The sequence below is a fragment of the Streptomyces sp. NPDC102274 genome, from assembly GCF_044766385.1.
Lineage (GTDB): Bacteria > Actinomycetota > Actinomycetes > Streptomycetales > Streptomycetaceae > Streptomyces.
The window spans coordinates 47,181-73,326 of sequence record NZ_JBIWLW010000021.1; the positions used below are offsets into that span (position 1 = coordinate 47,181).

The following is a 26,146-nucleotide window of genomic DNA, read 5'->3' on the forward strand; positions in this document are numbered from 1 at the left end:
GTCCCGGGTCCGGGCGGACTGACCGGGCGCAGCGGCCGGCGGGGCCGGCCGGTGAGGCGGAGCGGGTCCCTGCGACGGAGGAGTCCGCTCACGCGGTCGCCGCGAACGCGTTGACCCCGGTCAGCTCGGCCGAGAGCCGCCACAGGCGCTTCGCCTGCTCGGGGTCGGTCGCGTAGGCGCGTACGCCACCGGGCACCGAGGCGTCCTCCAAGGCGGGCTCGGCGATGTCGCAGTCCTCGCAGTACACCCCGCCCGCGCCCGCCAGCTGGGGCGACGTCGCCGCCCACACCTGGGTGGCCGCGCCCTGCTCCACCGTCTTGAACACGGGGTTCACCGCGTTTCCCGCCTCGTCGATCCAGCCGGCGGCGACCATTTCCTCCTTGGGGAGGTGGCGCTGCAACGGGGTGAGGATGCCACCCGGGTGCACCGAGAACGCCCGTACGCCGGAGTCGCGGCCGAGCGCGTCGAGCTCCAGGGCGAAGAGCGCGTTGGCGGTCTTCGCCTGGCCGTAGGCCTGCCACTTGTCGTAGTCGTGCGCGAACCACATGTCGTCCCAGCGGACGGGCGAGATGCGGTGGGCGGACGAGGAGAGCGAGATGACCCGGGCGCCGCCAGGCACGATCGCCGGCCAGAGTCTGTTCACGAGCGCGAAGTGGCCGAGGTGGTTGGTCGCGAACTGCGCCTCCCAGCCGGGGCCGACCCGGGTCTCCGGGCAGGCCATGACCGCCGCGTTGTTGATCACGATGTCGATGGTGCGGTCCGAGGCGAGGAAACGCTCGGCGAACCGGCGGACGCTGTCGAGATCGGCGAGGTCGAGTTCGTCGACCTCGACGCCGTCGATGCCGTCGAGCGCCTTCTCGGCGGTCTCGCGCCGCCGGGCGGGCACCACGACATGAGCGCCGGCGCCGGTGAGGGCGCGTGTGGTCTCCAGGCCGAGGCCCGAGTACCCCCCGGTGACGACGGCGAGTTCGCCGCTGAGGTCGATGCCGCGCAGCACATCCTGTGCGGTGCTGTGGGCTCCGAAACCGGATCCGATCCTGCGCTGTGGGGTTGTCATGGCTGAAAGGCTACGAATTGGAGCGCACTCGAAGTCAAGCGCGCCGGCCGGGCCTCGTAAGGTTCACCCCGGTGACGGGTTTGTCCGGGAAGTCGGCGATGCCGGGAGGCCGCGTCGGACCGTACGAGCACGCCGTGGGACACCGATCCGTCGTGCTGCTGAGCGACAGTCGAATCCACCAGCGGGCCGCGGGGCGCGAACCGCCCACGATCGGGTCAGCGATGCGCGGTCGGGCCGGGTCAACTGCTAGGCAGGGACGTTCGTGTCCGTTCCGTAGCTCTGGAGTCACCCATGCCCATCGACGCCGTTCTCACCCAGGAGCTTGACTCGCCCACGGGCCCTTCGCTGATCCCGGAGCAGCCCGCCGAGGAGCGCGGGCCGGACGGCCCCGTCGAGGAACGCGATGTGACGTTCGACGGCTTCCGCTACACCTGCCGCATCGTCGACCACGGCACCGCGCTGACCGAGCCCGTTCTCGTGCTGGGCGGCTCCTCCCAGGACCGCAACTCCTGGGTGCGGCACGAGAAGTGGCTGGCCCCGCTGGGGCAGGTGATCACCGTGGATCTGCCGGGGTACGGTACGGCCGACTTCCTGCCCGCGCACTACGGCGTCGACTTCCTCGCCGCGACCGTCCGGCATCTGCTCACCGAACTCGACGTACCGCGCGTCAATCTGGTCGCCGCGTGCTACGGCGGCGCGGTCGGCCTGCGCTTCGCCCAGCACTACCCGGGGATGCTCGCCCGGCTGCTGCTGGTCGGTATGACCACCCGGATCCCGGCGGACTACGCGGCGGCGATGGAGCGCTGGTCCGTCATGATCGACCGCGGTGAGACGGAGACCATCGCCCGTGAGCTGGCCGACCGCTTCATGTCGCCGCCCGGCACGGGCCGGGTGCGCAAGCACGCCGCCGTGTCCCGGCTGGTGTACCAGCAGATCGCCGGGCAGGACCCCGAGCAGCTGAAGAAGTCCGCCGAGCACAACACCCGGCTGATGCGGCACGAGTGGTACCGGCCGGAACCGGTACCCGCCGTGCCGACCCTGGTGGTGACCGGTGAGCACGACACACTGTGCACGCCCGCCATGGGACGTGAGGTGGCCGCACACCTCCCCGAGGCACGGTTCCTGACCATCGACGAGACCGACCATCTGGCCCCGGTGGAGCGCATCGCGGACTTCGCCGATCTGATGGCGCGGTTCTGTACCGACCGCTCGCTGGACGAACTGCCGTACGCCAGCAGGCCGGAGACGCTGGGCACAGCCGTCGGCGCCGTCGGCCGCAGTAAGGGCGCCGCGTCCTGAGAGCCGAGCCGCCGGGCCCCGGGGAGGGGCCGACGGCGGCGTGGACCCGCCCCTCAGCGGGACAGGGGCCGTTGGTCCGTCGCGTCGGCGATGCCCACATCGAGGAGCGCGGTCTTGTTCGTACCGAGGTAGGTCAGCCCGTCCTTGTCGAAGACCCAGACGACGTTGTCGCCGTCCGTGTGGACGGCGAGGCCGACGCCGGGCCGTCCTGCGGCGTCGACGGCGTCCTGCCTGACGACGACCCCGGGGATCTTGGCGGTCGCCCGGTACAGGGCCGCGTTGAGCTCGGGCCGGAGGGTCGACTGCGGGAGCATCTCGGCGATGGCCTCGAAGACCGCCTCGTCATGGGTCGGGCCCTGCCCCTCGGTGTCCTTCTCGATCTTCCTCAGCAGGGCATCGGGATCGGTGGGAAGGGCCTCCAGCTCACGGTACGTGGTCATGTTGGGGTCCCTGTAGACCAACATCTCCCTGTCCGCTCTCCGGAGGTCCAGCGAAGGACTTCCCTCTGCGAGCACATGCCGGGAGAGGCCGTTCCGTTCGCCGTCCACCGCGATCCAGTCCTCACGGACGAAGACGTCCGTGCCCCCGTTCGGCGCCGCCCACGAGCCCTTGATCTTCGTGTAGACGTACTGCTCGTCACGTACCGTCCTGGCCGGGCGCTCTGCGGCCACCAGGGCGATACGGTCCAGCAGCCGCACCGCCTCGTGGTGGTCGGCCGCGTTCACCTCGGTGGGCGCGGAGTCTCCGAACGCGCCCGTGAGGCTCGTCGCCGTGGCCACCGCGGCCACGAGCAGTACCGGAGCGGCGACGAGAGCGGTCCGCCGCTTCAAGCCGGGACGCAGCAGCCGTACCGGCGCGGGCGCGGATTCCCGGCTGATCCTTTGCATAAAGCGCTCCTTGAGGAAACTCTGCCGCGCGGAGGGGAGGTCCTGGCATCGCGGCGCCGGGGGTACCGGATCCGATTCCTCATGGCCGGCGCGGGACTGCCGTCGCGAGAAGAAGCTCATCGGTTTCCTTCCAGTACCGACGTGGCCGCGGAAGAGCGGCTACCAACGAGCTGTCCGCGGGAGGAGGAGCGTTGCGTATTTTCTCTGCCGCTTTCGCCTCGGCCGTCTCTCTCTACGCCGTTTCTCTCTGCGCCGTTTCTCTCTGCGCCGTTTCTCTCTGCGCCGTTTCTCTCTGCGCCGTTTCTCTCTGCGCCGTTTCTCTCTGCGCCGTTTCTCTCTGCGCAATTCCTCTCTACGTCGTTGCCGCTGCCACCGCCGCCGCTTCCGACTCTGCCGTTCTTTCCTCTGCTGCGCAATTCCGCTTCAGTGAGCTTCCGGAGCCGCCCGCGGGCCCGGGACAGCCGGGAACGTACTGTGCCGACGGCCACACCGAGGGCCTCGGCGGCGGCAGCGTGGTCGAGCCCTTCCCAGACACAGAGTGTGAAAACCTCCCGCTCCGCACGCCGGAGCCCGCCCAACGCCACCTGGGCGGCGGCCAGTTCCTCGGTGTCGGCCAGCCGGGCGGCCACACCGTCCGCGAAGTCCGGTTCGGCTTCCGGTTCCGGGAGCCGGGCGAGCGCGAGGTCATGGCGTCTGGCCGATCGCACGGTATTGCGCATGACGTTCGTGGCGATTCCGAGCAGCCAGGGACAGAGGCTTTCCCCCTCCGCGTGCACCTTGTCGCGCAGCCGCCACGCCTCCAGAAAGGTCAGCGACACGACGTCTTCGGCGGTGGCCCAATTACCGGTGACGCGTACGGCATAGCGGTACACGATTCCGGCATATTCCTCGAATAGCTGCCCGAATGCGGCTGTGTCTCCGACTCGTATGCGGGCGCGGGGCGAAGGGTTCACATCTGTCTCTGTCCGACGTCGGTCCTGAGTTACCACGACCTACGCCACATGGGCATACGGTCGTTCTCGGGCAGGCTGGGTGTCGGAGAGCTGAATAGTGAACGTCAACAGGATGACACCCCGAGAGCATCGGGGTCAGAACGGGATCAATCAGACCATCAGGGCACGAGTGGGCGCGGGTCGTCCGAAGCGGACCGGGGCGCCAGGTGAGGAGAGCACGCTCATGGGGCCGCCGGCCGGCGTGCGCGGCCCCGCGGCGGCCGGCGGAGCCTCGCCCGCCCGGCCACCCCGCTACCCCGCCACCCCGCTACCCGGCCACCCACGGGAATGCCCTGGGAAGGAGCAGCGCCGTGAGCGGCCGGACGGCGTCAGGTCCCCGAGTGGGGCGGAAGAGGTACGGGGGTGGCGAAGGCGCCGTTGTGGTGCACCAGCGCGGGCCCCTCACCATGGCCGCCGCCCGACTCGACCTCCCCGACGACGAGCACATGGTCCCCGACGCGCTGACGCAGCGTCACCCGTGCGCTGAGCCAGGCCGGTACGGCCTCCAGGAGCGGCAGTCCGTCGTGGTCCCCCGTCCAGGGGACCCCGGCGAACCGGTCGATACCACTGCGCGCGAACTGCCGGGCGAGCGTGGTGTTCCCGGTGCCCAGCACATGGACGGCGAAGCGTTCGGCGTTCTGCACGGCGGCGAGCGTCGACGCCGTGACGCCGAGGCAGAAGGAGACCAGCGCGGGTTCCAGCGAGACCGAGGTGAACGAGGTGGCGGTGAAGCCGGCCGGTCCCGGCACGGTGATCACGGTGACCCCCGCCGCGTGCCGCCGCAGAGTGCGGCGCAGTATCTCGTCACCGCCAACAGGGTTGACGGCGGCGGGAGTTGAATTCGCCGAGGAGGCGGAGGCGAGGGGCCCGGTGGCTGCGGTGCCTTCTGCGGACACGGTCATGCCGCTTCCCTTCATCCGTATGGTCACAGGTCACCCGTCTCGACGGTGAGGATCGGGCGCAGCCCCGGGTCGGCGCGCAGCCGCTCGAGCCACAGCACGACGGCCGCCGCGGTGGTCCGGTGCGAGGCGTCGTTGAGGACGTCGTGCAGCCCTTCGCGCAGCACGCTGAGGATGGCGCGCGGCAGCCCGGCGGCCCGGTCACGGGCGTGCTCCGGTGGGGTGACCGGGTCGGCCCCGCCGTGCAGGATCAGGGCGGGGATGTCCGGCCGCGCCTCGGCGAGCAGATGGGCGGGGACCGGAGCGGTGAGCTGCCCCCGTACGAAGCCCTGGTCCTCGCTGAGGCGCTTGCGGTGGGTCGGGCACGCGGTACGTGCCGCCAGCTCGGTCTCCCAGGCGCTCGCCCCGGCCGTACCGGCTGTACCGGCTGTACCGGCCGGTGGCCCGGCCACGGCTCCGGCCGGTGGCTCAGCCGCTCCCCCGGCCGGTGGCTCAGCCACTCGACCGCTCTGTGGCCGAGCCACGTCCCCGGTCGCCGGCCGGGCCACGTCCCCGGTCGGGGCCGCCCCGGCGACGACGATCCCCCCGACCGGAAGCCTCGGGTCGGTGGCCGCCGCCGCGTGGAGGGCCTGGAGCGCCCCCGTATCACTGCCGACCAGCACCACGGGCGCGACGGGACCGGGACCCGCCACCCCGGCCGCGTGCGCCAGTACTTCGTCCGTGCCGTCCTCCGGGGTCGTGCCGAGCGCGTGGACGACATATCCGTCGGCGGACAGCCGACGGCCGAATCGCTCGTAGACGAGCGGGTGTTCACCACGGCCCGGCAGGATGAGGAGAGTACCGCGCGGCGCGATACCTGCGGGTGGCTGCCAGCCGACCGCGGTGGACCGGGCGGCGACGGCGGGGCCGAACAGATCGGTCATCGGTGGCTTCCGAGCGGGTCGAGGGCGGACACGGCGGATGCGACGGCCGGTGCGGACGAGACGGCGGGAGCTGACGACACGGCGGGTGCGGCCGCCGCGGTGGTCCTGCGGTGGGCGAGTTCCTGATGGACGAGCGGGATCAGCTCACGCCCGTACTCGACGGCGTCGTCCAGCGGGTCGTAACCACGGATGAGCAGCGTGGTCGCACCGATGTCGACATAGTCGAGCAGCGCACGGGCGACGGTCTCCGGGGTACCGACGAGGGCGGTGGTGTTGCCGCCCGCTCCGGTGGCGGTGGCCGTCGGGGTCCACAGCGCGCGGTCGTGGAGGTCGCCCTTGGCCGCGGCGGCGAGCAGCCGCTGCGAACCGACGTTGGCCGGGCCGGCGTTCGTCGCGCCGCCCTGCCCCCGGTGGTGGCGCGCCTGGTCGAAGAAGGGCCGTCCGGCACCGGACTTGATGGTGTCCAGGATGCGGTGCGCCCGCTCCCAGGCCAGTTCCTCGGTGGCGCCGAGGATCGGACGGAAGGACACACTGATACCGGGTGGTGTGGTGCGCCCGGCGGCGACGGCCGCCGCGCGTACGGACGCGATCTGCTCGCCGGTCTCGGCGAGCGGCTCGCCCCACAGCGCGAAGGTGTCGGCGTGCCTGCCGCCCACCCGATAGGCGGCCTCGGAGGAGCCGCCGAAGTAGAGCGGGATGCCCGAGGGGTGGAAGGGCAGGACCTCGGAGCCGTACTCCTCGAAGCGGTAGTGGCGCCCCTGGTGGCTGAAGGGTTCGGCGGACGACCAGACCCGGCGCAGGATGGACAGATACTCGTCGGTGCGGTCGTAACGCTCTTCCTTGTCCAGGTAGTCGCCGTCCCTGCGCTGCTCGGTGTCGTTGCCGCCGGTGATGGTGTGTACGGCCACGCGCCCGCCGCTGAACCGGTCGAGCGTGGCGAAGGAACGGGCCGCGAGCGTCGGCGCGATGAATCCGGGGCGGTGGGCGACGAGCAGCCCGATCCGTTCGGTCCTGGCGGCGACATACGCGGCGACCTGCGCGCCGTCGGGCCTGCTGGAGCTGTAGCCGATGAGGATCCGGTCGAAGCCGGCGTCCTCGTGGGCGCGGGCGAACCGGGACGTGTAATCAGAGTCGATGACAGGCCCGCTGGGCGGCCTTGTCTCGGAGGCGTCCTGGGTCCCGATCATGCCGATGAACTCGACACCCGAGGCGGTCGGGGCGGTCGGGGCGGTCGGGCCCGTCGAAGCAGCGGAGTTCTCAGGACCGGACGGTACGGTCGGATTCGGCATGGGTTCAGTCGCCTTTCGGTGCGGACCGGCGGTCGAGCGCGCGGGCGAGCGCCGCACGGCCGGTGGTGAGGAGTACGGAGTCGTCCTGCGGCGTGTGCACCCGCGCGCACAGCACGTCGCGGTAGTGCCGCTGCAGCGGGTTGGCGCGGGTGAGGCCGTGATTGCCGGTGAGGGCGACGGCCTGTTCGACAGCCGTGATGGCGGCGCGAGTGCCGAGCACCTTGATGGCGCCCGCCTGTTCCGCGGCCTGCGGGTCGCCACCGTCAATCCGTCCGGCCACCGCGTCGACCAGTGTGTTCGCGCCCAGAAGCGCGGCCTCGATCTCGCCGACGGCGCTCTGGAACCGGGGCAGTGTGGCCAGCGGCGCGCCGAGCGCGGTCGGGACGCGGTCGTGGAGAAAGCCGGTGAGCCAGTCCCGGGCCGCGCCCGCGACGCCCAGATAGAGGGCGGTCAGCCCGAGGGCGTTCCAGGCGCCGGTCACCGCGTCGGGCCGGGCGCCGGGGGTGTCGCCGGGCTCGTCGAGCGCGATGACGTCGTCGGCCGGTACGGGAACGGAGTCGAGGACGACATCGTCGCTGCGGCTGGCGCGCAGCCCGACATGGTCCCAGGTCGGTTCGACGGTCAGCCCCGGGCTGCCGGCGCGGACGATGAAGGTACCGACGCGTACGGGATCCTCGTCCGTCCGCGCGAAGACCAGCATCCGGCTGAGGCCGACGGCGCCGGTGGAGTAGATCTTCCGTCCGGTCAGCAGCCAGTGGTCGCCATCGCGCCGGGCAGTGGTCGCGGGCAGTCCGCCGCGTACCGGGCTGCCCAACTCCGGTTCCACGCGCAGCGAATTGACCAGGGCCGGTCCGGTGGCCGCCTCGTCGAGAAGCGCGGCGTACGCGGCGGGCGGCCAGCCCGGGGTACGGGCCTCCGCCGCATGGGTGAACAGCGTCATGGCGGTGATCAGCGCGACGGCCGGATCCCCGGCGCCGAGCGCGCGCAGGATCCGGACGGTGTCGGCGAGTCCGGCGCCGGGGCCGCCGTGGCGTGCCGCGACAGTGGCGGTGAGCAGCCCGGCCTCCCGCGCGAGGTCGAACCCCTCGGCAGGGAAGGTGGCGTCGCGGTCGTGCTCGGCCGCGCGGGCGGCGAGTGCGGTGGTGAGGGCGGGGAGCCGGCCGAGGTCCGGAGGCGGCAGCGCGCGGGCACCGGGGACTCCCGGGGCTCGGGCGACGCCGGGGCCGGGTGCGGGCGGGGCGCTCATACGGGGACCACGGCGTCCGCCGCCGTTTCCCCGGCCACGTGGGGGACGCCCTTCGCCTCGGCGCGGACCAGGTCGATGAGGGCGCGGTAGTCACGGGCATCGGCCAGCGGGGAGAAGCCGCGGATCAGGAGGGTGCTCACGCCGAGAGAGACATAGTCGAGCAGGGACTCCGCGACCTGTTCGTAACTGCCCACCAGAGCGGTGGAGTTGCCCGCTGCTCCGGTGGTCTTGGCGATCTCGGTCCACAGCCGCTTGTCGTGGACCTCGCCCTGGGCCGCGTACTCCAACAGCCGCTGGGAGCCGCGCTGTTCGGTGTGGTCCAGGTTGAAGGACGCGCGCACCGCGCCCGCGCGCTCCTTGGTCAGCCGCAGGATCTCCCTGGCTCGCTCCCAGGCCTCGGCCTCGGTGGCGGCCGGGATCGGGCGCAGGCTGACGCTGAACCGGGGGGCGCGGCCGTACGGCGCTGCCGCCGCCCGTACCTCACGGATGCGTTCGGCGATGCCGGCGAGGGGCTCGCCCCAGAAGGCGTAGACGTCGGCATGCCTGCCGCCGACGCGTACGGCGTCCTCGGAGGCGCCGCCGAAGTAGACGGGGATGGGGGCGGCCGGCCGTACGGCGGAGAAGCCGCCCCGGACCCGGTAGAACTCGCCCTCGTGGTCGAAGGGCGCGGTGGAGTTCCACTCCTTGCCGACCACGTCGAGGAATTCGTCGGTACGACGGTAGCGGGTGGGCTTGTCGCTGAAGTCGCCGTCGCGCGCCTGGTCCGCGTCATCGCCGCCGGTGATGACATGCAGGGCGATCCGGCCGGGGTGGAAGGCGTCCAGCGTGGCGAACTTCCGCGCGGCCACGGTCGGGGAGACAAAGCCGGGGCGGTGCGCGAGGAGCACCCCGAGCCGGTCGGTGTGGGTCAGGATCTGGTCGGCGACGGTGAACCCGTCGGGGCTCGCGGACGAATGCGCGACCAGGACCCGGTCGAACCCCGACTCCTCGTGGGCGCGGGCCAGTTCACGCAGATACACGGGCTGGACGACCGGGCCGCTCGCACGGCCGGTCTCTCTCTGGGCGGAGATGCCGTCGCGGCCGGGGGCCGGGGTGGCGGAGCCGCTCTCACTGGTCTCCTGGGTGGCGGCGATTCCGATGAACTCGATGGTCATGGGGGTGGTTCTCCTTCCATAGGTGGCTCTGTCCTTCATTCGTTCAGCCGATCCGATCCCGCCAGCCGTCCGCGTGGTGGCAGGCGACGGAGTGGAGCCGCCCGGTCTCCGTGGGGTGGAGCCGCCCGGTCTCCGTGGGGTGGAGCCGCCCGGTCTCCGAGACGGCGGCGGGGCGCGGCTCGTCCCGGCACTCCGGTCCCGCGAAGCGGCAGCGTGGTGCGAAGACACAGCCCTCGTCGTCCGGCCATGGCTCGCGGTCCGGCGCGGGCCTCAACTGGGCGGGCAGCAGCGGGTGTTCACGACGAACGCTGGGCGCGGAGGCGGTGAGCAGCGCGGTGTACGGATGCCGGGGGTGCTCAAGCACCTCACTGATGGGGCCCTGCTCCACGAGCCGCCCGCGATAGAGGACGGCCACCCGGTCCGCGATCCCGGCCAGCGAGCTGAGGTCGTGGGAGATGACGACGACGGCGAGGCCCAGTTCACGACGGAGGCCGTCGAGCAGGCTCAGTACGAGATTGCGGTTGGACGCGTCCAGCGCGCTGACCGGCTCGTCGCTGAGCAGCAGCCGCGGCCGGGTGACGATGGCGCGGGCGAGCGAGACCCGCTGCCGCTGGCCGCCGGAGAGCTGCCCGGGGATACGTGACCCGAGAGCCTCGGCGTCCAGTCCCACCAGTGCCAGCGCCTCGTCGGCCCGCTCGGCGCGTTCCCGCCGGGTGAGGGCGCCGACGGCGGCGAGCGGCTCAGCCACTGTCTGACGTACCGTCAACTCCGGGTCCTGGGAGCGGAGCGGGTCCTGGAACATGAACTGCACCCGTCCCGTACGCCGGAACGCCCTCAGCTCACGACGGGTGAGCCGGACCAGATCGGTCCCCTCGAAGGCGATACTGCCCGCCTCTGGCCGGACCAGACCGACCGTGGCACGGGCCAGGGTGGTCTTGCCCGAGCCGGTCTCGCCGATGATCCCGAGGATTTCGCCCGTACGTACGGTGAGATCGACGCCGGACAGCACCCGGGTGGTACCGGCGCGCCGCAGCGAGGTGGCCCGGCGGCCGTACGACACGGACAGTCCGCTGATCTCCAGCAGCGCCGCTCGGTCCCGTGGTGACGCTGCCGGGTCTCCCTTCCGGGTGGTGAGGTCCCGGCCCAGGACGGTGGTCATGTGGAGTCTCCTTCCGATACGGGCTCGGATGCGGGCTCGGATGACGCGGATGACGCGGAAGCGACGGCAGCTACCGGAGCGACGGCAGAGGTGGCAGAAGTGGCGTCCCCGGGGCGCGTGACAGACGCTTCGTCCAGCAGTCCGGCGGGGCGCAGGCAGCGCGCCCTGCGTCCTTCGTCCAGCGTGTGCAGGGCGACGGGCTCCTCGGCGCACCGCGCCACCGCGTGGGCGCAGCGGTCGGCGAACCGGCAGCCGGGCAGCGCGGCACCGGTCTCCGGCGGCCGGCCGGGAATGATGTCCAGCTCACGGCGTCCCCAGGTACCGATCGACGCGACCCGCAGCAGAGCCTCGGTGTACGGATGCGCGGGCGCGGCGAGCACCTCGGCGGTCGGACCGTCCTCCACGATCTCGCCCGCGTACATCACCAGGACGCGGTCGCAGCTCTCGGAGACCACGGCCAGGTCATGGGTGACGAGGAGCAGGGCGAGGCCCTGTTCGGCCCGCAGCCGCTGGAGGAGTTCGAGGATCTCCGCCTGAATGACCACATCGAGGGCGGTGGTGGCCTCGTCCGCGATGAGGAGTTCGGGGGCGCAGGACACGGCGACGGCGATCAGGACGCGCTGGAGCATCCCGCCGGACAGCTCGTGCGGGTACTGGTGGAAGACCTCCTCGGGGCGGTGCAGTCCGACGGCCGCGAACAGCTCGACGGCGCGCGTGTGCGCGTCCGTACGGGAGAGCGCGCCTCCCACCCGCAGTTGCTCGACGAGCTGGCGCCCCACGGTGAGGGAGGGGTTGAGATACGAGGCGGGGTCCTGGAACACCGCGCCGATCCGGCTGCCGCGTACCGCGTTCCACTGCTTACGGGTGAACGCGGTGAGATCGGCGGCCGGTTCGCCGCCCGTGGCGCCGAGGGTGATACGGCCGCCGGACACCGCGCATCCGGCGGGCAGCACCCCGAGGGCGGAGCGGCAGGTCAGGCTCTTTCCGCTGCCGGACTCCCCCACCAGCCCGACGGCTTCGCCGCGCCCCAGCGTGAAGGACACGCCCCGGACGGCGTGCGCCCCGCCGGACACGGTGACATCGAGCCCGTCGACGGTCAGTACGGGATCGACCGGGTCGGCCACGGTGACGGGCGGGGTACCGGGGTCAGCCAGTGGTGACACGCTGCTCGACCTCCTCTGAGCGGCCGTTCGTGGTACGGGGAGCGCGGCCGGGCCGGGCGGCGACGGACTCGTCCAACTCCTCTGCCTGTTCGGTGACTTGATCCGAGACGGCGACCGGATCCGGGGCGGCGGCATCCGGGGCCACGATCCCGACCGCGGACCCGGCCGCGGACCCGGCCGCGGGGACCTGGGGGCCCGTCGCCCGTGGATCGCCGGCCGCCGTGCCGCTGTCACGCACCGCGTCCGCGAGGATGTTGAGGGCCCCGACCGTGATCATGATCGCGGCGCCCGGGATCAGCGGCGCCCATGGCTGCTGCGCCAGATAGCCCAGGTCCGAGGCGAGCATCCCGCCCCAGGTCGGCGCGGGCGGCTGGACGCCCAGCCCCAGGAAGGTCAGGGACGCGACCACCAGCAGCGCCTGCCCGACGGCCTGAGCCGTCGTGACGGCCACCGTCGGCAGGATCTTGCCCCAGACGTGGGTGCGCAGGATCCACCAGCGGGACGCGCCCATCAGTTCCGCCGCCTCGACGTACTGCGCCTGCTTAAGCCCCAGCGCCGCCGCACGCGTCACCCGGAAGTACAGCGGGGCGAAGAGCACGCCCAGCGCGAGCATCGCCTGGTGCATACCGTTGCCGAGCGCACCCACCACCGCGATCGCGAAGACCGTGAACGGCATGATCATCAAGGTGTCCGCGGCCCGCTGCGCCGTCCATTCGACGGTCCTGCCGAGCCATACGGAGGCGATCCCGGGCACGACACCGAGCAGCATCGCCGCCCCGACGGCCTCCAGGGCACCCACGATCGAGCTTCCCGTGCCCGCCAGCAGTCTGCTGAGGACGTCGCGCCCCAGATAGTCGGTCCCGAGCGGATGCGCGGCGCTGGGTCCGTGCAGCATGTCCACCGGACGCTGGGCCAGCGGATCGTGGGGCGCGAGGGCGCCGCCCGCGACGGCCAGCAGTGCGACGAGAGCCAGCACGGCCAGCGCGATCCGGGCCGACGGCAGCCGCCAGGTGCGGCGAAGAGTCCTCATGACGCCCCGCCTTCCCTGGCGCCACGACCGCCGCCCGACTGACCGCGGGCCGCTGGATTCAGCGCGGTGAGCGCGGCGTTGACGCCGATGTTGGCGACGAGCACAACGGCGACGGTGACCAGCAGCGTCCCCTGGATGACGGGGATGTCGTGCTGCTCGGCGGACTGGAGCGACAGTTGCGCGATGCCCGGCAGGTTGAAGATCTTCTCGGTGACGACCGCGCCGCCCAGGATCACCGGCACGCTCATGCCGAGGACGGTGAGCGCGGGTCCCGCCGCGTTGCGCAGCACATGGCCGAACAGCACGCGCCGCGCCGAGAAACCACGCATCTCGGCGCCGGTCACATAGTTCTCGCGCAGGGCCCCGACGAGCGAGGTCCGCAGCTGCCGGGCGATGGACGCGGCGGCGTCCAGGCTGAGGGCGAACGCGGGCAGGATCGCGTACCGCAGCCACTCCCCCGGGCTCTGCCCGAGCGGTACGTACCCGCCGGTGGGAAGCGCGCCGAGCTGCACCGCGAAGACGACGATCAGCACGATGCCGATGAGGAAGGGCGGCAGTGTGGCGAGGACCGAGCAGACGAGCGTGACGGCCCGGTCGATCCGCCCGCCGCTGTTGAGCGCGGCGGCGATCCCGGCTCCGCCACCGATCAGTACGGCCAGCAGCAGGGCCAGCCCCGCGATGGACAGATCCACCGGCAGCGCCTGCGCGACACTGTCCGCGACGGGGACGCCGGTGAACCACGAGACGCCGAGATCGCCGGTGAGCGCGTGGCCGAGCCAGCTCAGATACTGCGCGTGCAGAGGCCGGTCCAGACCGAACTGTGCCTCCATCCGGGCGATGTCGGCAGGGGTCGCCTGGTCGCCGAGCACGGCCGCCGCCGGGTTGGCGTCGGACAGGGCTCCGAGGGCGAAGGTGAGGAGCGAGGCCAGTACGAAGACCGTGGCGGTGGTGACGAGCAGCCGGCCGAGCGGCCGGGGCGCCCCGGCGAGCCGCCGGCGTACGGAACGCCCGCGCGCGAGCCGTGCGGTGCGCGCCGGCCCCGTCAGTACGGGCGCGGTCATGAGACGGTGACCCCCTCGAACCGCTGGACGACGGTGTACGCGGGGATCTCCGAGACCTTGGGGTTGCGCGCCAGGATGCGCGGTGTGGTGTAGAGGAAGACATTCGGCATGGTCCGTACGGCGATCCCGGTGGCCTTCTGGAGAACGGCCGGGTAGTCGGGCGCCTCCAGCGGCGTGCGGCGGACCTCGTCAAGTGCCTTCTCCAGCTCGGGCGAAGTGGTGCGGCCCGGGTTCATCAGGCCCTCCTTGCCGAAGAGCACCTGGAAGCCCTGGGTGGCGGACTCCCGCCCGGCGAACTGGTCGACGTAGAGCGCCTTGCTCCGCTGGACGTAGACGAGTTGGGTGGCGCGGGCCGCCGGGATGGTCTCGATCGTGGCGGTGATCCCGACCTTCTTCAGCTGAGCCTGGATCAGTTCCGGCACGCCCTCGGCGTTCTGGGCAGAGAGCGCGATCTTCAGCCCGTCGGCGTGGCCCGCCTTCGCCAGCAGTTCCCTGGCCTTCCCGGGGTCGTACGGGAAGAGCTTGTCCAGCGCGTCGGCATGGCCCGCGTATCCCTTGGGGAAGGGCTGACGGGTGACTTCGCCGTGCCCGAAGGACGCGGTCCTGACCAGTTCCTCGCGGTCGATCGCGTATTTGAGCGCGAGGGCCACATCGGGGTCGGTGTAGGGCTCCTTGCCGATATGGACATCGAGGACGGCCACCACCATGGAGGGGATGACCTGGACCTCCAGGCCCGCGGCCCTGGCCGCTTCCACCTGACTGCCAGGTATCTGCGCCACGTTGTACTGCCCGGAGGTGAGAGCGGCGACCACTGTCGAGGGCTCGGGGAGCGGATAGAGCTCAAAGTTCTCGATCTTGACGCGGCCGGCGTCCCAGTAGTCCGGGTTGCGGCGCAGCACGGCCTTCGCGTTCTGTACGTACGAGACGAGGGTGTACGGTCCCGAGCCGGCCGGTTTGGTGGCGAGGCTCGCGGCGTCGCTCTCGAAGACCTTGGGGTTGACGATCATCCCGGTCTTCCCCGCGAGGAGCAGCGGAATCTGGAAGTCGGGCTCGGCGAGCCGCAGTTCGACGGTACGGGCGTCCACGGCTGTGACCTGCTCGACGCCGACGAGCTGCGAGGCGACCAGCGACTTCTCGTCGTCACGGCCGCGTTCGATGCTCTTCTTCACGGCGGTGGCGTCGATCGGCGTCCCGTCGCTGAACTTCTGTCCCTGGCGGAGCGTGAAGGTGACGACGGTGCCCTCGGCGTTGTACTTCCACGAGGTGGCCAGAGCGGGTTTGGCGTTTCCGGCCTGATCGAGTGTGGTGAGCCCCGAGTAGACGAGGGAGAGGGAGTGCACGTCCCAGCCCGCGGAAGAGGTGACCGGATCCCAGGAAGTCGTCAGGTTCCAGCCCCATTTGAGGGTGGAACCCCGACCGCCGGCGGATGAGGTGGTCGCGCCTCCGCAGGCGGTGAGGGCGAGTGCGGCACCCGCGCCGAGCGAGAGTCCGAGGAACGACCGTCGTCCGAGGCCGGGACCGAGGCCGGAACCGGGCAGCGGAGCGGACGACGGTGTGGTGGCCGGGCGGTCCGCGCCGGCGGTGGTGGATGGGGTACGGAAGATCGGCATGGGTGCGCCACCTTTCTGGGCCGTGCCGGCGCACTCGGGTACGCGGGCGGGGCCGTGGGACGCCCGGCCGGGCGCCCCGGGCGAACAGAGGAGAAACGAGGAGACCGAAGCGGACAAGGAGGTGCCGGTGGCCGATGGCCGGGCAACAGGCCGTGAAGTCAAGGGGGTTGCGCGGGGCCGGGCCGGGAGCCGTGGTGGCGCACGAAGGGCGACGCCGTGCACCACCGCGGCGTTGGGGCGGGTACGGCGACTCGGGAGATTCCGTTCTCGGGGCGGGAGACCGCCCGCCGGGTGCGGGACGAGGGGATCCGGGACGCGGGGATCCGGAGGACCCGGCCGAGGACCGGCGTACGTCCCCGGGTCATCATGCGGTCGCGCCGTCCTGGTTCACCGCGGACGACACCGCCGGGGACCGGGGCAGGCCGGAGAGCCGAGGGCCTCAGTGGGCCGCCTCGGCGGGTCGGATCAGCGACAGAGGGCGCTGGAGGTACGCAGGTAATCCACGTAGCGGCAGACCACGGCGGGGTGCATCGAACGCATGCCCCATATCCTCACGGTCCCTCGACACGGTGTCAATGGACACCTCTTGGTGTCTCATTGTCCGAGACCCCGACGACCTGTGCTTTCACCCCGAACGACGACTGCGCGCGGGCGCGTGCCTCGTCGGGATGCAGCCAGAGCGGGCCATGCCCGGTGTCGATGCGTACGGCCTCGGCGGGAGCCGCCGACTCCTCGGTGAGCAGGGCGAGTTCGGGCCCCGTCAACGTGCGCCAGTTCTCCAGCGCGGCCGTGGCGGGAAGCCGTACGGGGACGATGGACAGCCGGTCCCCGGCCGCCGTACGGGCGGCTTCGACATACGTCGCCAGGGGCCGCCATCCGGGTACGCACACTCGTCCGCCGGGACCGTCGAACAGCAGCGTCGGCAGCGCGTAGCGGCGGCGGTCCCCGACCTCCTTGGCCCGGCCGGGGTGCGGTCCGGGACCGTCGAGTTCGAGCACCTCGGGGATCGGCCGACGGGTCTCGGCCCAGTCGGCACGTACCGCGTCCCAGGTCTCCCGGGCGGCCAGTTCACGCAGCAGCCGGTCGCTGTCCAGGCCCGGGACTCCCCGTACGACACCGCGGATTCCGTCCGGCGTGTCGGCGGGCGCGCCCAGGACGAACGTGCTCTCCCGCAGTCGGCGCAGGACCCGCTCGGCGACCTCGGGCCCCTGGGAGAGCGCTGCCTTGGCTGCGAGCGAGGCTGGCAGGCTCGACCGGGTCAGCCAGTGCAGCCGCGGCGCGTAGGGCGCGTCCGTGTGGACCGTGACCTCGCGGATGAACCGCTCGTACCAGCGGGCCTCGGCGGCCGGATCGGGGGCCGGGTCGTCGTCCTCGTCGAAGAGGATGCCGAAGACGGTTCGCCAGTGGGCGCGGGAGCCGAGCGTGAGTCTCAGCAGCCGGAAGACCGGCTCGGAGCCCCAGGCCCAGGGGCAGGCCGGGTCGGTGAACTCGGTGACCGAGACGAGCGGCCGGTCCGCCCCGGGAGCCGTACGGATCTCGTTGGGATCCGTACGGACCACCTCCGGCGCCTCGTGGTTCACGTCCGGCGTCATGCGGACGCGGGTACGGCCGGGGAGACGGCCGGGGAGACATCACGCGCCGGACCGGTTTCGCCCCTGGGCTCCGGGCCGGCACCGTCCGCCCGTGTCCCCGCCGCGGCGAGTTCCGCGATGGTCGTACGCCCGAGCACCGCCTGCGCGGCGGCCTCGACAGCGCGCCACAGATCCGGCAGCCGCTGGGCCGCTCCGGGGTACTTCAGCGTGTCGGGACGCGCGCCGCGCAGGGTGAGGAATTCCCCGTCCACCGCCGTCATGACCTCGGCGACACTGATCGCGGCCGGGTCGCGGCCGATCCAGTAGCCCCCTTCGCAGCCCCGCTGGCTGCGGACCAGACCGGCCTGCCGCAGATCACGGAAGACCGATTTGAGGAAGCGGAACGGAATGTCCTGGGCGGAGGCTATGCCCTCACAGGTCAGGGGCCGTCCGCTGTCGGCGGCGAGTTCGACGAGCGACCTCACCGCGTAGTCCGCCTTCGCCGAGATCTGCATGTGGTGCACCTTCTCCTGAGGGGTTCCTTGCCTGCCCGAATACCTGCTCAGTCACCGGCCGGACACCGGGAACGGCCAGCTCGGCGGTAATGGACACATCTTGACATCCATTTGCCGCGCTCTCTACGGTCGGCGCCGGGACCCCGCCCCCGACCACGCGCCCACACCCACACCCGCCACCGGCAACCCGCAGCCCACAGCACCGAAGAGCAGGATCTCCATGGCTTCGCACACCGAGCACGACGCCTTCCATCCCGACCTTCCGGACCACGACCACGACGATCACCACGGTACGGCGGAGAGCGCGCTGCCGCTGCGCGCGCGGCTGCATCACATCCGTGCCGACGCGCTCGACGGCGACACCGCGCAGACCGGCGGCATGCGGCGGTTCGCCGCGATCAGCGGATCCACCGTCGGCTCGGAACGCATCTGGATGGGCCAGACGCATGTGGCCCCCGACACCGCGTCCTCCAACCACCACCATGGCGCCTCCGAGACCGCGATCCATGTGGTGAAGGGACACCCGGAGTTCGTGTTCCTGGACGACTCCAGCGGTACGCCGGAGGAGATCCGGATCCGTACCTCGCCCGGTGACTACATCTTCGTACCGCCCTATGTCCCGCATCGCGAGGAGAACCCCAGCCCGGACGACGAGGCCGTGGTGGTGATCGCCCGCAGCACGCAGGAGGCGATCGTGGTCAATCTGCCCGAGCTCTATGTCCTGGGCCAGGAGCCGGACGCGAGCTGACACACGCCCCGAGAACAGCGCACGCCCCGAAGACAGCCCGGCCCCAAGTCCCGCCCTCGCGCCGCTCCTACACGGCGAGTTCGCGGACGGTCGCCATGTCACTGAACGGCAGCAACTGGTCACCGACGATCTGGTACGGCTCGCTGCCCTTCCCCGCGATCAGGACGATGTCGTCGGGGCCGGCGTCCGCCAGGGCGAAGGCGATGGCGCGGCGCCGGTCGGCGAGCCGCTCGAACGGAGTGCCGGTGGCCATGAGTCCCGGGGTGATCTGGTCCATGATCGTCCCGGGATCCTCGTCACGTGGATTGTCCGAGGTGAGAACGCACAGATCGGAGTGGGTTCCGGCGATCTCCCCCATCCGCGCGCGCTTGGTGGTGTCGCGGTCGCCGCCGCAGCCGAAGACGGTGACGATCCGGCCGCGGGCGAAGTCGCGGATGGTGGTGAGCACCTTCTCCAGCGAGTCGGGCGAATGCGCGTAGTCGACGATGACCGAGGTGCCCGCCGGGGTCTCGAAGCGCTCGAACCGTCCGGGGACCGGAGGCATCCGGTCGAGCGCGCCGACAAGGCCGGCCAGATCGTGCCCCAGCAGATGGCAGGCGGCCACGGTGGCAAGGGCGTTGGCCACCGAGAAGCGGCCGGGTACGGGGATCGCCGCCGGGTACTTGCGCCCCTGGTGGTGCAGCGTGAACCGGGTACCGAACGCGTCCATGGTGAGATCGGTCGCCCGGAAGTCCGCCTCGGAACCGAGCCCGTAGGTCGTGACGGCCCCGGGCATCAGCGCGCCGATGGCGGCGCCCACCGGATCGTCCGCGTTGACCACGGCGCGTCGGCAAAGCCCTTGGAACAGCCGGAGTTTGGCGTCCCGGTAGTTCTCCATGGTGCCGTGGTCGTCCAGATGATCCTGCGTCAGATTGGTGAAGATCCCGATGTCGGTGTGGGCGTGGTCCACCCGGTGGGTCAACAGCCCCATGGAGGTGGCCTCCAGGACCACGGTGCCGACCCCTCGGTCGCGCATGCGCCCCAGCAGATACTGGAAGTCCGGCGCCTCGGGGGTGGTGAGCACCGACCTCGGCATGGGGATCAGTTCGTCGCCGATCCGGCTGCCCGCCGTCCCGATGACCCCGACCGTCGCGCCCTCGGCGAGCCGCAGCACGGACTCGACCATGTACGACACCGAGGTCTTGCCGTTGGTACCGGTGACGGCCACCATGTCCATGGCCCGTCCGGGCTCCCCGTAGTAGCGGGAGGCGACGACGGACGCGGTGATCCGTGTGTCCGGCACCCGCACCACACACACCTCCGTGTCCGCCCACATCGACACCGGCGGCTCCGGCGCCCCCGCGTCGAGGAGGACAGCCGCCGCGCCGCGCGCGAGGGCCGGGCCCACGGACTCCGGGCCGCCCTCACGGTGGCCCGGAACCGCGATGAACAGCGAACCCGGCGAGACCCGGTGCGCGTCGATACACGTGCCCGCGGTGATCGCCGTCTCCGGATCGCCCCGCACAATCTCGTGGTCGTTCCCGGCGAGCAGTGCGCTCAACTTCACAGGGGTCCTCTCGAAGATGCGACATGGCAGGTCTCCGGCGGACGCCGAGTGGGCGCCGACGGCACGCCGTGGCGTCGCGGAAGGGGGGTGCGTACGGGATGTGCGCTCTCGCGAGCAGAGTGGCGGGGAACAGACCGGGCCGAACGGGCCGGACAACCGGGCCGGACGAACCGGCCGGGCGACCGGGCCGAGCGGAAGGGCGGAGCCGACCGGCCCGGCCGAAGGGGCCTACCGGTGGAGACCGGAACGCGCGGGACCGGGAGAGCAGTCCGGCGAAATGGTCCGGGGATTGGTTGCTAGCCGTGGCCGTGCAGGGCCCGGCAGCCGGCTTCCGGCGCGGAGAGAGGGCCCGCTCCGGCGATCCCGGCGGCGGCCGAGCACAGCGCGCAGGGGGCCTGTCGCAGGCACTCCCTCACGGCACGTGTGCAACCCATGTGTGGAGTGTACGGCCGAGGGACCGCTCCCGGCCCCGCCTCGGCGCCGAACAGCGCCCAGTACCGCTGGACAGCACTCGGGCGGGCCGCTCGGAGCGACCCGCCCGCGCTTGTGGATGTCCGCGCTCAGACTCCCTGGCCGCTGCCTCCTGAACCGGTGCCCGCCGCCGCCTTGATCCCCTTGGTGATCTCATCCATGACGGTCAGCTTCGGTGCCTTGTCATTGACGTCGAATCCGGAACGTACGAGGACCATCAGCTCCGGGGACCTCGGTGAGGAGAACGCGAGCGACTGCACATAGCCGTCGTCCCCCTTGCTCGTGACGACCTTCCACCGCACCAGATAGCCCTTCTGCCCGGCGATGGTGACCTCTTCCGACTTCAACTGCTGGTGCGAGGAGATGTCCCCGTAGATCGTGCCGCCGTAGGACTCCTCGGCATTGGCCTCGATGTCCTTCTCGGCCGCCGCCTTGGCCGTCGTGGCGTCGATCTCCAGGGCGGCCGCGGGAGCGGAGAACACCCCGCCCCGTACGCAGCTCTGCGACGTGTCCCCGGGGCACTCGTACTGTCCGGTCGTCACCCCGGCGCCGACGGCCCCCGATTCACCGTTCCAGCCGTCCGGTACCGGAATGCTGATCCCGCTGGCCGCGTCGGTGGCGTAGCCGTCCTCGGTCTGCGGCTGCTGCTGGGGCGGGCCGCTCTCGCCGCCGGGGCCGCCGCCCCGCGGGCCGCCGGGCGCCGGGCTCTGCTGGCCGGGCCGCGAGGGGGCGGCGGAAGGGTCCGAGCCCACGCGGCCCGCCTCGTTGTCGCCGCCGTCGCGCCCGAGCAGATAGAAGCCTCCCGCGATGGCCACCGCGACGACCGCGGCGATGGCACCGATCGCGATCCGACGCCCGCCGCGCCGCGCGCCGGGCGGCGGTGCCGCGGGGTACGGCGCTGCGGGGTAGGCCGGACCGGCCGGAGGCGCCGCGGGGGGAGGCGTGGCGGGAGAGGGCGCCGCGGCGGGCGGATCCCACTCGGCGGGCGGGGCGGCGCGGACTTCGTCGGTCCACGCGGAACCGTCCCACCAGCGTTCCTGGCGTGGTCCTTCACCTGTGTGCCCCGGGTCGGGATGCCAGCCGGGCGGAGTTGTGTTCGTCACGGCTCTCACCTTAAGTATATTGTCTGAAAAGCTTGTGAGAGGGCCATGAGAATCCCCCGCCGACGTGCTGTCCCGTGCCGTACGTACCGCCCTACACCTCTCCCCGCTGCGTCCCCACCTCTCCCGCCCCCGGGCCCGGCACGATCCCTCGTACCACGCCCAGGGACACCAGGTCCTGGGGACGCAACCGGAGCTGGTCGGCGGTCACCCGGGCCTCCTCCGGGGCGCGTTTGAGGATCGCCGCCGCCAGTTCCGGCGCGATGACGGAGAAGTAACTGTCCGGCGTGGCCCAGGTGTTGTCCGGCGCCGACAGAGCCAGCGCCCCGCCGGAGCCGCCCTCGCCGATCAGCAGTGAGGTGACGGGGACCGGGGCGGTGGCCACGGCGGCGAACAGGTCCGCGATGGCGCTGCCCGCTCCCGCGCGCTCCGCCTCCGCGTCATTGGCCGCGCCGGGGGTGTCCACCAGGGTCAGTACGGGGATGCCCAGCCGGCCGGCGAGCCGTACCAGCCGGGCGGCGGTGCGATACCCCGCCGGGCGCGTGGCGGTGCCGCACTGCGCCACGTAGGCGATCGTACGGCCCTCGCGGCGGCCGAAACCACACAGCATCCCGGGGTCGGTACCACCGCAGCGGTCTCCGCCGATCGCCTCGCGGTGTGTGAAGTACGCGTCCAAGTACGCTTCGGCACACGGCCGTTGAGGGACACGGGCCTGGAGAACGGCCTCCCATCCGGTGGCGGGCAGCCCGGAGCGGCCCAGCCCGTACGGAGGCGGGGCGGCGGACGGCACGGCGTCCCGTACGCCTCCCGTCAGCAGTGTCAGCCAGTGGCCGACGGTGACGCGCAGTTCGTCACGGTCCACCACCGCGTCGATCTGGCCCGCGGCGAGCTGCGCCTCCGCCGTGTAGGCGTACGGATCGGCGTCCGCCGGGCGCACGCGCGAGCCCGCGAACCCGATCTGGGCGCCCGGCAGCGCCAGTACGACATCGGCGCCCGCCCCGAGCGTGGCCCAGCCACCGCCGGTCGTCGGATCGCCCACCACCGCCAGCTGCGGCAGCCCCATCGTCCGGGTCAGGGCGGACTGCCGTGCCACCCGCTGGAGTTGGAGCAGCGCGCGCATTCCCTCCTGCATCCGGCTGCCACCGGTCGCGATCAGCGAGACCACCGGCAGCTTCCGCTCGCGCGCATGGGTGTACGCGGCTTCGAGCAGGTCGCCGGTGTGCTCCCCCAGAGAGCCGCCGAGGAAGCCGAACTCGAAGGAGATCAGCACCACTTCGACCGAGCCGATCCGTGCGGTACCGCAGACGACGGACTCCTTCTCCCCGGTACGTTCCTCGGCGCGGGCGCGCGAGGCGTCGTACCCCTCCCAGCCCAGCGGCCCGTCCGGTGCGGACACGGACTTTGGCGTGGGCAGTTCGGTGAAGGCACCCTCCTCGGCGACGGTCGCGATCGCCTCGCGCGCGCTCGGACGCTCAGTCATGGAGCGCGCGCTTCATGATCTTGCCCATGTCGTTACGGGGCAGCGCGTCCAGATAGCGCACGGTGCGCGGCCTCTTGTGCGCGGCGAGCTGCGCCGCCACATGGTCCGCCAACTCCTGTGCGGACGGCGGCGCTTCGGCGCGGGCGGGGACGATCCAGGCGACGATCCGCTCGCCGAGATCCGCGTCGGGCTCGCCGGTCACCGCGGCTTCCCGTACCCCGGGATGCTCCAGCAGAACGTTCTCGATCTCCCCCGCGCCGATCTTGTACCCACCGCTCTTGATGAGGTCGGTCGCCTTGCGGCCGACGATCCGGACATAGCCGTCGGGGTCACGGATCGCCATGTCTCCGGTGCGGAACCAGCCGTCGGTGAAGGCGGCTTCGGTGGCGTCGGGCCGGTTCAGATACTCCGTGAAGAGGTTCGGGCCGCGGACCTGGATCTCGCCGACCGTCTCGCCGTCGTACGCCTCGAAGACGACGCCCGACTCATCCACGAGCCGCAGTTCGACGCCCCCCAGCGGCACCCCGACGGTCCCGGCGCGCGGCTCGCCGTCCGCCCGCACACTGGTGTTCATCAGGGTTTCCGTCATGCCGTACCGCTCGATGACCCGGCGGCCGGTCGCCGCCGCGATCCGCTCGTGGTCGTGCACGGGCAGCGCGGCGGATCCCGATACCAGCAGCCGCGCTCCGGCCAGCGCCTTCGCGAGCGCCGGATCGTCGGCGAGCGCCTCGGCGATGCGGTGGTACATCGTCGGTACGCCGAAGAGCATCGTGGCGCCCGACGACAGTTCACGGGTGACGCCCTCGGTGTCGAACCTGCCCAGATGGCGGACGGATCCGCCGCGGCGCAGCGGGCCGAGGATGCCGAGGATCAGCCCATGGACATGGAAGAGCGGCAGGGCGTGGACGAGTACGTCGTCGGCGGTCCACCGCCAGGCGTCCTCCAGCGCGTCCAGGGTCGCGGCGATGGCGCGGCGCGGCACGACGGCGCCCTTGGGCGGCCCGGTGGTGCCGGAGGTGTACACGATCAGGGCGGGGGCTTCCGGGGAGAGTTCGGGAAAGGCGCCGGCCCGCGGGTATTCCGTGGCCGCTTCGTCCGTGCCGGCGGCTCCGGCGTCCACGCGTGCCAGCCCGGCCAGTGCGGACGGAAGGATGACGTCCGGTTCCGCGATGACCAGGGTCGGGGCGCTGTCCGCCACGACGTGCGCCAGCTCGCGTTCGCCGCTTTTGGGGTTGACGGGGACGGCGGGGACCCCGGCCAGCAGCGCGGCCACCACCCCCACGGCCGTGCCGAGCGTGGGGGTGGCCCAGACCGCGATCCGCCGTTCACCGGCGATACGAACGGCCAGGGAACCGGCCGCGTCCGCCAGTTCGGCATGGGTGAGAGCACGGTCACCGAATCGGAGTGCGGGGCGATCCGAACGCGCGGCGAGGGCCGGGAAGAGAGGGGACACGCGTCGTTCTCCTTGCTGTTGACGAGTCTGGCCGGCATCGCCCGGTGTAGCGGCTATCCGAAGCCTGGCACCACCAGTACCAGCCAGACGACGGCGGGTACCACCGCCACCACGATCCCTCCGTACACCATGAGCTGCCGGAAGAAACGCTCACGGTCCACATCGGGCGCGGCGGCCAGCACCAGCGCGCCGTTGGTGGAGAACGGGCTGACGTCGACGACCGTCGCCGAGATCGCGAGCGCGGTGATCATGCCGATGGCCCCGATCTCGCCCTGGGCGAGGAACGGCACGGCGAGCGGGATGAGCGCGCCCATGATGCCGACGGACGAGGCGAAGGCGGAGATGATCGCGCCGATGTAGCAGAGCAGTACGGCGGCGAGGAGCGGGATGCCGATGTCCCCCACGGCATGACCGGCGTAGTCGATCGTGCCCATCTCCTCCATGACACCGACATAGGTGAGGACACCGCAGATGAGCAGCACCGTCGGCCAGGCGATCTCACCCACGGCCTTCCGGCTGGTGTCCGGCCAGAGTGCGCTGAGCAGTACGGCGAGGGTGATCGCGGAGAGCCCGGCGTCGAGGTCGAAGCCGAGGACGGCGACGACGAGCGCGACCAGTGCGGCGAGGGTGGCTCCGATGGCGGGGGTGAGCCGGGACGTGCCCCACTGCCCCTCCGGCTCGTGCTCGTCCTTCCGCTCCTGTTCCGTCCGGTGGGGCTCGCCTTCCGTCGGGTGGGGCTCGACGCTCCTGCCGGAGAGCTTGAGTCCGCCGAAGAGAACGAAGACGACCGCGGCGATGACGAGATTCACCACGAGCGAGCCGAGGAAGAGGGTGAGTTCGCTGCCCGGCAGGTTCTCCCGCTCCACGATGCCGTTGACGATCGAACCGTAGATGCTGATGGGCGAGAAGCCGCCGCCCTGGCACCGTGCACGACCATGGCACCCATCAGCAGGGGGCTGATCCCGTACCGCGCGGCGAAGCTGAGCGCGATCGGCGCGACGATCGCGACGGCCGCCGGGGAGACTGCCCCGATGGCGGTCAGCGCGCCGGTGATCGCGAACATCACCCAGGGGATCAACGCGATCCGGCCGCGGACCAGCCGTATCGCGGCATGGACCAGCCAGTCGGTGGTGCCGTTGGCGCGGGCGATCGCGAAGAGATACGTGACGCCGACGAGCACCACGAACAGATCGCCGGGGAAGCCCGCGAAGATGCCGTCGGCGTCGAGACCGGCGACCAGCCCCCCCACGCCGAACGCGGCGGCGAAGGCGAGCGCGCCCATATTGATCGAGCGGGTGGTGGCGATCACGAAGACGACCGCGAGTACGAGGATCGAGATCAGTTCGGCGGACATGGCGCGGGCTCCCGTCCCTGGGTCCCTTGAACAGAGGGGAATTGGCCGACTGGCTGACAGGTCGACTGATTGACTGGCCAAGTGGCTGGACCACATTGACGCCCGGCCGAGGTGAGCGTCAAGGGATCGGGCAGGAATT

General features: G+C 71.7%; 21 protein-coding genes and 1 pseudogene. 2 read left to right on the forward strand and 20 right to left on the reverse strand.

The window, feature by feature from the left end:
- Window positions 1-88: 88 nt before the first annotated feature.
- The gene (locus ACIRQP_RS25885) at window positions 89-1,057 is read right to left on the reverse strand and encodes an SDR family NAD(P)-dependent oxidoreductase (RefSeq protein WP_403893528.1); all 969 of its coding nucleotides are present in this window, start codon (window positions 1,055-1,057) and stop codon (window positions 89-91) included.
- 291 nt (window positions 1,058-1,348) lie between these two features.
- On the opposite strand from ACIRQP_RS25885, the gene ACIRQP_RS25890 reads away from it, so the two are divergent.
- On the forward strand, window positions 1,349-2,356 hold the full coding sequence (locus tag ACIRQP_RS25890; protein ID WP_403893529.1) for an alpha/beta fold hydrolase: 1,008 nt from the start codon (window positions 1,349-1,351) through the stop codon (window positions 2,354-2,356).
- A gap of 53 nt (window positions 2,357-2,409) precedes the next feature.
- Here the strand turns inward: ACIRQP_RS25890 and ACIRQP_RS25895 are convergent, their stop codons facing one another.
- From ACIRQP_RS25895 to ACIRQP_RS25960, 14 genes are all read right to left on the reverse strand, one after another.
- A complete protein-coding gene (locus ACIRQP_RS25895) occupies window positions 2,410-3,363 on the reverse strand; it encodes a CU044_5270 family protein (RefSeq protein WP_403893530.1) in 954 nt (317 codons plus the stop codon).
- Entirely contained in the window at window positions 3,360-4,115 is a 756-nt protein-coding gene (locus ACIRQP_RS25900) for a sigma-70 family RNA polymerase sigma factor (protein WP_403893531.1), read from the reverse strand. Before ACIRQP_RS25900 ends, ACIRQP_RS25895 begins: the two co-directional genes overlap by 4 nt.
- Before the next feature lie 449 nt (window positions 4,116-4,564).
- The gene (locus ACIRQP_RS25905; RefSeq protein ID WP_403893532.1) at window positions 4,565-5,137 is read right to left on the reverse strand and encodes a flavin reductase family protein; all 573 of its coding nucleotides are present in this window, start codon (window positions 5,135-5,137) and stop codon (window positions 4,565-4,567) included.
- A 23-nt stretch (window positions 5,138-5,160) separates the two neighbouring features.
- A complete protein-coding gene (locus ACIRQP_RS25910) occupies window positions 5,161-6,057 on the reverse strand; it encodes a lysophospholipase (RefSeq protein WP_403893533.1) in 897 nt (298 codons plus the stop codon).
- Window positions 6,054-7,244, reverse strand: coding sequence for an LLM class flavin-dependent oxidoreductase (locus ACIRQP_RS25915; RefSeq protein WP_403893621.1), 1,191 nt, complete (start codon window positions 7,242-7,244; stop codon window positions 6,054-6,056). The genes ACIRQP_RS25910 and ACIRQP_RS25915 overlap by 4 nt, the downstream gene beginning before the upstream one ends.
- Before the next feature lie 106 nt (window positions 7,245-7,350).
- Entirely contained in the window at window positions 7,351-8,592 is a 1,242-nt protein-coding gene (locus ACIRQP_RS25920; protein WP_403893534.1) for an acyl-CoA dehydrogenase family protein, read from the reverse strand.
- On the reverse strand, window positions 8,589-9,746 hold the full coding sequence (locus ACIRQP_RS25925) for an LLM class flavin-dependent oxidoreductase (RefSeq protein WP_403893535.1): 1,158 nt from the start codon (window positions 9,744-9,746) through the stop codon (window positions 8,589-8,591). The genes ACIRQP_RS25920 and ACIRQP_RS25925 overlap by 4 nt, the downstream gene beginning before the upstream one ends.
- Window positions 9,747-9,789: 43 nt before the next feature.
- A complete protein-coding gene (locus ACIRQP_RS25930; protein ID WP_403893536.1) occupies window positions 9,790-10,905 on the reverse strand; it encodes an ABC transporter ATP-binding protein in 1,116 nt (371 codons plus the stop codon).
- On the reverse strand, window positions 10,902-12,068 hold the full coding sequence (locus ACIRQP_RS25935; RefSeq protein ID WP_403893537.1) for an ABC transporter ATP-binding protein: 1,167 nt from the start codon (window positions 12,066-12,068) through the stop codon (window positions 10,902-10,904). The genes ACIRQP_RS25930 and ACIRQP_RS25935 overlap by 4 nt, the downstream gene beginning before the upstream one ends.
- On the reverse strand, window positions 12,052-13,098 hold the full coding sequence (locus ACIRQP_RS25940) for an ABC transporter permease (protein WP_403893538.1): 1,047 nt from the start codon (window positions 13,096-13,098) through the stop codon (window positions 12,052-12,054). The genes ACIRQP_RS25935 and ACIRQP_RS25940 overlap by 17 nt, the downstream gene beginning before the upstream one ends.
- Window positions 13,095-14,159 (reverse strand): ABC transporter permease, encoded by a 1,065-nt coding sequence (locus ACIRQP_RS25945; protein ID WP_403893539.1) that lies wholly within the window; start codon window positions 14,157-14,159, stop codon window positions 13,095-13,097. Before ACIRQP_RS25945 ends, ACIRQP_RS25940 begins: the two co-directional genes overlap by 4 nt.
- The gene (locus ACIRQP_RS25950; RefSeq protein WP_403893540.1) at window positions 14,156-15,769 is read right to left on the reverse strand and encodes an ABC transporter substrate-binding protein; all 1,614 of its coding nucleotides are present in this window, start codon (window positions 15,767-15,769) and stop codon (window positions 14,156-14,158) included. The genes ACIRQP_RS25945 and ACIRQP_RS25950 overlap by 4 nt, the downstream gene beginning before the upstream one ends.
- Window positions 15,770-16,341: 572 nt before the next feature.
- Complete coding sequence (locus ACIRQP_RS25955) at window positions 16,342-17,361, reverse strand: DsbA family protein (RefSeq protein WP_403893541.1); 1,020 nt, start codon at window positions 17,359-17,361, stop codon at window positions 16,342-16,344.
- Window positions 17,358-17,855, reverse strand: coding sequence for an RrF2 family transcriptional regulator (locus tag ACIRQP_RS25960; RefSeq protein ID WP_403893542.1), 498 nt, complete (start codon window positions 17,853-17,855; stop codon window positions 17,358-17,360). Before ACIRQP_RS25960 ends, ACIRQP_RS25955 begins: the two co-directional genes overlap by 4 nt.
- A 220-nt stretch (window positions 17,856-18,075) precedes the next feature.
- Between ACIRQP_RS25960 and ACIRQP_RS25965 the strand changes: the two genes are divergently transcribed.
- Window positions 18,076-18,603, forward strand: a complete 528-nt coding sequence (locus ACIRQP_RS25965; RefSeq protein ID WP_403893543.1) for a cupin domain-containing protein — start codon at window positions 18,076-18,078, stop codon at window positions 18,601-18,603.
- Between the two features lie 67 nt (window positions 18,604-18,670).
- Here the strand turns inward: ACIRQP_RS25965 and ACIRQP_RS25970 are convergent, their stop codons facing one another.
- The 5 genes and pseudogenes from ACIRQP_RS25970 to ACIRQP_RS25990 all read right to left on the reverse strand — a co-directional run bounded on the left by ACIRQP_RS25970 (window position 18,671) and on the right by ACIRQP_RS25990 (window position 26,007).
- Window positions 18,671-20,149, reverse strand: coding sequence for a UDP-N-acetylmuramoyl-L-alanyl-D-glutamate--2,6-diaminopimelate ligase (locus ACIRQP_RS25970; protein WP_403893544.1), 1,479 nt, complete (start codon window positions 20,147-20,149; stop codon window positions 18,671-18,673).
- Window positions 20,150-20,709: 560 nt separating this feature from the next.
- Window positions 20,710-21,723 carry a DUF2510 domain-containing protein gene (locus ACIRQP_RS25975; protein ID WP_403893545.1) on the reverse strand — a complete coding sequence of 338 codons (1,014 nt, stop codon included), beginning with the start codon at window positions 21,721-21,723 and terminating at the stop codon, window positions 20,710-20,712.
- 91 nt (window positions 21,724-21,814) lie between these two features.
- Window positions 21,815-23,200, reverse strand: coding sequence for a carboxyl transferase domain-containing protein (locus ACIRQP_RS25980; protein ID WP_403893546.1), 1,386 nt, complete (start codon window positions 23,198-23,200; stop codon window positions 21,815-21,817).
- A complete protein-coding gene (locus ACIRQP_RS25985) occupies window positions 23,193-24,653 on the reverse strand; it encodes an acyl-CoA synthetase (protein WP_403893547.1) in 1,461 nt (486 codons plus the stop codon). Before ACIRQP_RS25985 ends, ACIRQP_RS25980 begins: the two co-directional genes overlap by 8 nt.
- A 53-nt stretch (window positions 24,654-24,706) precedes the next feature.
- Window positions 24,707-26,007 (reverse strand): annotated as a pseudogene (locus tag ACIRQP_RS25990) (SLC13 family permease).
- Window positions 26,008-26,146 lie beyond the last annotated feature (139 nt).